Annotated in this window: 9 protein-coding genes; 3 read left to right on the top strand and 6 right to left on the bottom strand. The window is 57.2% G+C overall.

Going from position 1 to position 7,408, the window contains the following annotated elements:
- Nucleotides 1-329, top strand: a 329-nt coding sequence (locus tag ACTG34_RS12920; protein ID WP_439105298.1) for a DUF1127 domain-containing protein, incomplete at its 5' end; no start/stop codon positions are given.
- A gap of 112 nt (nt 330-441) precedes the next feature.
- Here the strand turns inward: ACTG34_RS12920 and choV are convergent.
- The 3 genes from choV to choX form a co-directional block, all read right to left on the bottom strand.
- The gene (gene choV, locus ACTG34_RS12915) at nt 442-1,482 is read right to left on the bottom strand and encodes a choline ABC transporter ATP-binding protein (RefSeq protein ID WP_439105297.1); all 1,041 of its coding nucleotides are present in this window, start codon (nt 1,480-1,482) and stop codon (nt 442-444) included.
- Nucleotides 1,479-2,315 carry a choline ABC transporter permease subunit gene (choW, locus tag ACTG34_RS12910; protein ID WP_439105296.1) on the bottom strand — a complete coding sequence of 279 codons (837 nt, stop codon included), beginning with the start codon at nt 2,313-2,315 and terminating at the stop codon, nt 1,479-1,481. Before choW ends, choV begins: the two co-directional genes overlap by 4 nt.
- Nucleotides 2,316-2,398: 83 nt before the next feature.
- The gene (choX, locus tag ACTG34_RS12905; protein WP_439105294.1) at nt 2,399-3,319 is read right to left on the bottom strand and encodes a choline ABC transporter substrate-binding protein; all 921 of its coding nucleotides are present in this window, start codon (nt 3,317-3,319) and stop codon (nt 2,399-2,401) included.
- 141 nt (nt 3,320-3,460) lie between these two features.
- Here choX and betI point away from each other — a divergent pair, with 141 nt between their 5' ends.
- Entirely contained in the window at nt 3,461-4,060 is a 600-nt protein-coding gene (gene betI / locus ACTG34_RS12900; protein ID WP_439105293.1) for a transcriptional regulator BetI, read from the top strand.
- Between the two features lie 212 nt (nt 4,061-4,272).
- Here betI and ACTG34_RS12895 read toward each other — a convergent pair whose 3' ends face one another.
- The 3 genes from ACTG34_RS12895 to ACTG34_RS12885 all read right to left on the bottom strand — a co-directional run bounded on the left by ACTG34_RS12895 (nt 4,273) and on the right by ACTG34_RS12885 (nt 6,916).
- A complete protein-coding gene (locus ACTG34_RS12895) occupies nt 4,273-4,977 on the bottom strand; it encodes a DUF502 domain-containing protein (protein WP_439105292.1) in 705 nt (234 codons plus the stop codon).
- Between the two features lie 134 nt (nt 4,978-5,111).
- Nucleotides 5,112-6,026 (bottom strand): pseudouridine-5'-phosphate glycosidase, encoded by a 915-nt coding sequence (locus ACTG34_RS12890; RefSeq protein WP_439105291.1) that lies wholly within the window; start codon nt 6,024-6,026, stop codon nt 5,112-5,114.
- On the bottom strand, nt 6,023-6,916 hold the full coding sequence (locus ACTG34_RS12885; RefSeq protein WP_439105290.1) for a PfkB family carbohydrate kinase: 894 nt from the start codon (nt 6,914-6,916) through the stop codon (nt 6,023-6,025). Before ACTG34_RS12885 ends, ACTG34_RS12890 begins: the two co-directional genes overlap by 4 nt.
- Nucleotides 6,917-7,176: 260 nt before the next feature.
- On the opposite strand from ACTG34_RS12885, the gene rpsB reads away from it, so the two are divergent.
- A partial coding sequence (gene rpsB / locus ACTG34_RS12880; RefSeq protein WP_439105289.1) for a 30S ribosomal protein S2 occupies nt 7,177-7,408 on the top strand: 232 nt, incomplete at its 3' end.

The following is a 7,408-nucleotide window of genomic DNA, read 5'->3' as shown; positions in this document are numbered from 1 at the left end:
ATTGTCCCAAAGCGCTTTTAGGCGCATTTAGAGCACATCCGAAACGGGCCGTTGTTCAAAGGCCCATTCCTCAAAAGGGCCTCATCGAAATGGCCCGCACACTGGAGACCGATATGGCCTATGCAACACAAATCCTGACTTCCCATGACACATTCGCTGCTCGTTTCGTGCGCGCAATCGACGGCCTGCGCCACTGGCGCGCCCAACGTGCCGAGTTCACAAAAATTTACAATGAACTCGCCTCAATGACTGACCGCGACCTCGCAGACATCGGCATTTCACATGGTCAAATCCGTGAAATCGCTGAGCAAGCCGCCGCAGCCGTCTAATCAAATTCTCCCTCTAGGTCGGTACCTCCTCCCGCCGATCTAAACGGTAAAACCCGCGCTCAATGGCGCGGGTTTTAGTGCTTTAAAGCAGGCAATTAACCGGTGATGTTCTTTATGCGCTGTGCGGTGTCACGAGCTTGGACAAGAGCGATTCAGACGTGACCGCGCCGATTGCAACGCCGCTGCGCGTCACAATAACCGGACTGTGGGTGGCCGTAAGATGCGCTGCAAAGTCCAAAACAGGCGTTTGTTCATCGACATGCCGGACATCCGCGACACTCACATCGCCCGCATGCGCCGTCATCACGTCCCCTGCACGCAAAAAGGTAAGCGGGTTGGAGTGGGCCACAAATTCAGCCACATACGCGTCAACGGGGGTTTTGGCGATGCCGTTTGGCGTATCGCATTGCACGATACGCCCGCCGTCCATCATGGCGATGCGATTGCCCAGTTTGAACGCTTCGTCGAGATCATGACTGACAAAGATGATTGTGCGTTTCAGGCGCTCTTGCAGCTCTAATAGCTCGTCTTGCAGCTTGGTTCGGATCAGCGGGTCGAGGGACGAAAACGGCTCGTCCATAAGCAAAATGGGGGCTTTGGTCGCAAAGGCGCGTGCGAGCCCCACACGTTGCTGCATGCCGCCCGACAATTCACTGACCTTATTGTCAGCCCAATCGGAAAGCCCAACAAGATCAAGCTGTTCCAAGACAACCTTGCGCCGTTGCGCCTTGCCCATACCACCAAGTTCAAGGCCAAGCCCGACATTTTCCGCTACACTGCGCCATGGCAACAGGCCAAATTGTTGAAATACCATCGCCACACGTTCGCGGCGAATACGGCGCAAATCGGCGGGTGAGGCATCCGTGACGTTCACGAGCGTATCACCCTCGCGCACATGGACCGCACCGCGCACCACCGGATTGAGCCCGTTCACGGCACGCAACAGCGTTGATTTCCCAGACCCGGACAGGCCCATCAGGACCAGAATTTCACCCTCGTGGACGTCAAGTGAACAGTCGTGCACGCCCAAAACCTGACCGGATTTTTCCTGCACGGTGGTGCGATCAAGGCCCTCATCCATCAACGGGAGCGCTGAGGCGGGCGCATGACCAAACACAATAGAGACGTTTTCGATTTTGACCGCGACAATCATGTGTCTTTCCCCCAGTTCAGCATGCGATCAAGCACGATGGCGACCACCACAATCACCATCCCGCTTTCAAATCCGAGCGCGGTGTTCACTTGGTTCAGCGCCCGCACAACCGGCACGCCGAGCCCGTCCGCGCCGACAAGGGCCGCGATTACAACCATGGACAGCGCAAGCATGATCGTCTGGTTGAGCCCCGCCATAATCTGGGGTAGGGCGTGTGGCAATTCGGCCTTGATCAACACGTCGCGGTTGGTGCCGCCAAAGGCGCGCACAGCTTCGGTGAGGCGCTCGGGTGTCGAGGCAATGCCAAGTTGCGTCAGGCGGATCGGCGCGGGCAGCACAAAGATCACGGTGGCGATCAGGCCCGGCACCATGCCGATGCCAAAAAACACAATGGCGGGAATGAGATAGACGAATGTAGGAAGGGTCTGCATGAGGTCTAGAACAGGCCGCATCACCGCATAGAGGCGCGGACGGTGCGCCGCCGCAATCCCGATGGGAACCCCCACGGACATACACATAACACAGGCCGAAATGACGAGTGTCAGACTTTCGGTCGTCTCCTCCCAATAGTCTTGGTTGAGGATAAACAAAAACCCCAGCGCCACGAGAACGCAAGTTTTCCAGTTGCGTTGGATCACCCATGTCAGGGCAACAAAAACGCCGATAATGATGAGAGGCGAGGGCGTTTGCAGTACCCATAAAAACGTATCAATCATCGCTTCAAGGGCAACGGATAGCGCATCAAGCCCGCCTTCGGCGTGTGTGCTGATCCAGTTAAAGGCTGCACTTGCAAGGGCGCCAACGGGGATCTTGTGAGACGTCAGCCAATCCACTGCGGGCCTGCCTTTCGAAGAGGGGGTCTGAGACGGGGTCGGGGCCTCGCATCACCTGCAAGGCCCCGTATTCAGGTTTGGTGTTACAGCCCGAGAGCGGTTTTGACGGCGCTTAAACCATCTGTCTCGTCGGCAGCTGTTACACCGTCAAGCCATGCATCCAAAACGGACGGGTTCGTAGTCAGCCATGTTTTTGCGGCGTCCGTGGCCTCAATCCCGTCATTGAGGATTGCCCCCATAATCTCGTTTTCCATTTCAAGCGAGAAAGACAGGTTTTGGAGCAGCGCGCCGACATTCGGACACTGCGCCACATAGCCCGCGCGGGTATTGGTGTGAACGGTTGCGCCGCCATAGTTTGGCCCGAACCACTCATCGCCACCCGATAGATACGTGAGGTCGAAATTGGCGTTCATCGGGTGCGGTGCCCAGCCCAAGAACACAATTGGCTCGTCCTTTTTCGACAGGCGGGCCACTTGCGACAACATGCCTTGCTCGGAGCTTTCTTTAACGTCGAAGTCTTTGAGACCAAATGCATCGGCAGTGATCATATCAAGGATCAAACGGTTCCCATCATTGCCCGGCTCGATCCCGAAAATCGTTGCGTCCAATGCGTCTGCATGTGCAGCAATCGCGGCGAAATCCGTAATCCCAAGCGCCGCCCCCGCGGCATTGGTGGCAAGCGTGTATTTCGCGCCCTCAAGGTTGGCACGCAAGGTATCAACAGTGCCTTTTTCGAGGTAGGGGGCAATATCGGCCTCCATCGTTGGCATCCAGTTGCCCAAAAAGACGTCAACATCGCCTTGTTCCAACGACACATATGTGACGGGCACGGACAGCACGCGGGTTTCGGTGTTATACCCTAAGGCCTCAAGAACTGTCGTGGCCACTGCCGTTGTTGCCGTAATATCTGTCCAGCCAACATCAGAGAAGGTGACTGTGGAACAATCAGCCATTGCAGATGCGGCTGTGAGCGCTAATACAGATGTGGTGAGAGCAATTTTCATGGAATCCTCGGTGCGGTTAAGGGAACTGTGGAAAAGTTATTGATTGACGAGTCAATTAATAGGCGCATATTTTAGAAAAGCAACCACGCAGTGGTGCTGCCTGCTTTGTCACGCATATGTGCCCTAATCCGAAAGTGCGACATGGCCCGAAAACCAGAAGAACAACGGCGCGCAGACCTCATTGCCGCTACTATCCGCGAAATCGGCGCAACTGGCACGTTAAATGTGACCACAAGCCAGATTGCCAAAAGTGCAGGCGTTTCACCCGGTTTGGCCTTTCACTATTTTCGCGACAAAGAGGGGCTATTTTTGGCCGCCATGCGTTCCATTCTGAGTGGGTACGGCGCGGATGTGCGAACAGCCCTTAAAGACACCAAGACACCGGATCAACGCCTAGAGGCGATTGCATATGCCAGTTTTGGCATGACGAGTTTTCGGCGCGAGGCGATTTCGGCATGGGTCAATTTCTACGCCTTGGCGCTGCGCTCGGATGCGGCGCGCCGCCTTTTGCATGTCTATCACCGCCGTTTACAGTCCAACCTTGTCTACGGCTTGCGGCCAAAGGTGGGAGAGCGCGCACCCGATGTGGCACGCCGCATCGCGGGGCTGATTGACGGGCTGTATCTGCGTTATGCTCTTGAGACAAAGTTGATGCCCGCGCGCGATCTCATCGCATCTGATCCTGACGGGTCCGAAGGCTCGCACCATATTTTGCGCGCCATTGCCGCCGAGTGCACCTAAGCTCACGAAAATCACGGTATTTCGATCGAACAGGTCATTCGCGAGCCTATGGTGCCCTTGGCGCGGCTGCGCGATCAGGGAATGTGCACCCTTGTGATTACCCCGCGCGGCGCCCCCATGGGTGACGTGATCGAATTGGGCGAAGGTACGTCACATGAGATTGAGGCCATGACAACAGTTTGACAGTGTGTGCTGGCGGCCTAAGGGTGTGTTTACGCACTTGATTTTGGGGCAGGGGCGGGACTGCTCGGATCTTTCGAGTTGGGATAGACCAGACCCGCAGAGATCACCAGTTTCGCCGCATCTTCGACCGTCATATCAAGGGTGATGAGATCAGACCGCGGGAAAAAGAGCAAAAATCCGGACGTGGGATTGGGCGTTGTTGGCACGAACACCGACACCATTTCCTCTTGCTGTGGTGTGCGTTTGGCAATCTCGCCTTTGGCGGTGGTCGACACAAACCCGATCGCCCAAATGCCCTTGCGCGGGTACTCTAGCAAGCACGCCTCATCAAACGAGGTTTCCGTTTGCGCAAATACGGTTTCCGCAATCTGCTTTGCCCCGTTATAGATCGAGCGCACCACGGGAGTGCGGTCCACAAGCCCTTCGGCAAAGCGCAACAACGACCGCCCCACGAGGCCTTTCGCAATCCAGCCAACGATGATCGTGAACATCAAAAAGATGATGACGCCCACACCGCGCAGATTGATGCCGATATACTGTTCAGGTTGAAATTTCAGCGGTACAAACGTCAGCGCCCATCCGTCGACCCAGCCAATCACGGTCCAGATCACATAGGCCGTAAGCCCGATGGGGGCCACAACCACAAGACCGGTCAGAAACGACGAGCGCAACCACCCGAAAAAGCCGCTGCGACGGTGTTTGGGGAGGATATCCTCTTCGAATGGATTGTTCATTTAGATGTGCCGCTCGCTGCCTGAGGGACCGTGCGGATACACCGCTGGCCTGTTGTGCTGAACTTAGGCAGCAAAGCGAGAATGCACAAGTAAACGGCGTGCGATTTCACGTGTCTTTCACGCTATCTTACATCTCAAAGGGCGGAAGCGACCGCAATTTGTGCAGCAAGGCGCGCGTTGTTGCGCACCAGGGCGATGTTCGCGACCAAAGAACGCCCTTCGGTCAGCTCGAACATGCGCTGTAGCAAGAACGGGGTGACGGCCTTGGCGGCGATGCCTTGGGCCTCGGCTTCCGCGAGGGCTTGCTCAACGTAGGGCATGATAATGTCGCGTGTGATCTCGTCGGCCAGCGGGATCGGATTGGCGACCAGTTGACCACCCTTGAGGCCCATGGCCGTGCGCGTCTTTGCGGATTTGGCGATCAATGCAGGATCATCAAGGCGCAGCGGGGCGGCAATACCGGACTCACGCGACCAAAAGGCAGGTAGCGCATCTTGACCATAGGCAATCACTGGCACGCCGTGGGTTTCCAACACTTCGAGCGTCTTGGGGATATCAAGAATCGCTTTGGGACCGGCTGCAACAACGGTTACGGGTGTTTCGCCCAGCTCCAACAGGTCGGCGGAGATATCAAATGTCTCTTCCGCGCCGCGGTGAACGCCGCCGATCCCGCCCGTGGCAAAAACCGAAATACCCGCCAAGTGCGCCGCAATCATGGTTGCCGCAACGGTTGTAGCCCCTGTAGCCCCTTTGGCGATGCACACGGGCATATCGGCGCGCGACACTTTCATCACGTTCGTGGCTTGGGCCAGTTCGGTGAGTTGCGCGTCCGTCAATCCGATATGCAAGACACCGTTCAAAATCGCGATGGTCGCGGGTGTGGCCCCTGCGGCGCGCACATCGGCCTCGACCATCTGCGCGGTCTCGACGTTTTGCGGATACGGCATCCCGTGCGTGATGATCGTGCTCTCCAAGGCTACAACGGGACCGCCCGCTTCGAGGGCGGCGGCGACTTCGGGCGAGTAGGTCAGGGGCAGGGTCGGCGTCATAGAGGTGTATCTCCAGAAACATAATGGGCAGCGGCTTGTAGCGCTTGGGTCAATGCAGCGTCATCACTTGCGCCGCGCAGCTCGGCGGCGATATGCGCCGCCATAAAAGTATCGCCCGCGCCGGTGACGCGCGCCACCAGAACCTCGGGTGGGGTTTGGGTGATGAGATGTCCAGCGCGTGCCAAGGACGCATCGTGGCCACCATTGGTGACAAGGACACGGTGCGCGCCGAGTTCAACCAATGCTGTCGCAGCATCGGCCGCACTGGCAAAGGCGCGATGCGCCAAAAGACCCGCCTCTTCCAAATTGACGTAAAGCGTGGCTTTGGGATGCGTGAGCAGGGGCATCAACCGCTCCGCCTTACCCGGTGAGGCAGGGGCGACGCGCAGATCGGCCAAGGCAAACAACGGCGAACGGGCGATATCGCGCAGCAATTCCGTGGTCAGATTGCCGTCCAGCGCAACAAGACCACAATAGGGGGCGCTCTCAGAGCCAAGGCGTCCATCTTTGAGCGGGCGCAAAATCTTGTCACCGGCCGCCTCAAGCGAGTGGGCATCGGCAATCGCTGCGATCAATCCGTTTGCACCCTCGATGGCCATATAGGTGTCTGTGGGCAAATCGTCGGAGCGATAGACATGAGCGGTTTCAATCCCGCGCACGGTGGCCGCCGCGATCAATTCATCGCCCTCGGCATCCCGCCCAACGGCCGTGAGCACAGAGGGCGCAAGTCCAAAGCGCGACAGGGCCATGGCAATATTCATCGCCACACCGCCCGGCACGCGCACAATGCGTCCGGGCACGTCCGATCCGACCCTCATCGAGCGGTCAGAGCGGCCAATGATGTCCCAAAGAACGGACCCGATACAAAGGATGTCAGGATGTTGTGTCATACGCCACAAGTCGGCGTTTTTTGACCGTTTGGCAAGAGATGGCGTGCGCTTTGGCGCGGACAGCCGCTTTTTATGGTGAAAACACGTGAAATAACCGCTATTCGTCGAGCAGGGCTTGCACAGGGCCAAAAACGCTTCTATATGCGCGAACACTTCACAGGCGGAGGCGGGCCTTCGAGGGAGAAATCCTCGCAAGTCCACCGGTTGGGGCAATAGCTCTGAGACCCTCCGCCAAGGTATAAAACCGGAAAGGAAAAGACATGGGTCTTCCTGATTTCTCCATTCGTCAGCTCTTGGAAGCTGGCGTTCACTATGGTCACCAGACACAGCGCTGGAACCCACGTATGGGCGAGTTTATCTACGGCTCGCGCAACGGCATCCACATTTTCGACCTGACACAGACTGTTCCAATGCTCGACCAAGCGTTGCAGGTTGTGCGCGATACAGCCGCTAAAGGCGGTCGTATTCTTTTTGTTGGTACAAAACGTCAGG

This window comes from Celeribacter marinus (assembly GCF_965656515.1).
Classification (GTDB): Bacteria; Pseudomonadota; Alphaproteobacteria; order Rhodobacterales; family Rhodobacteraceae; genus Celeribacter; species Celeribacter marinus_D.
Note: the sequence above shows the minus strand (reverse complement) of the source record. Positions and strands in the feature narration are given on the sequence as shown.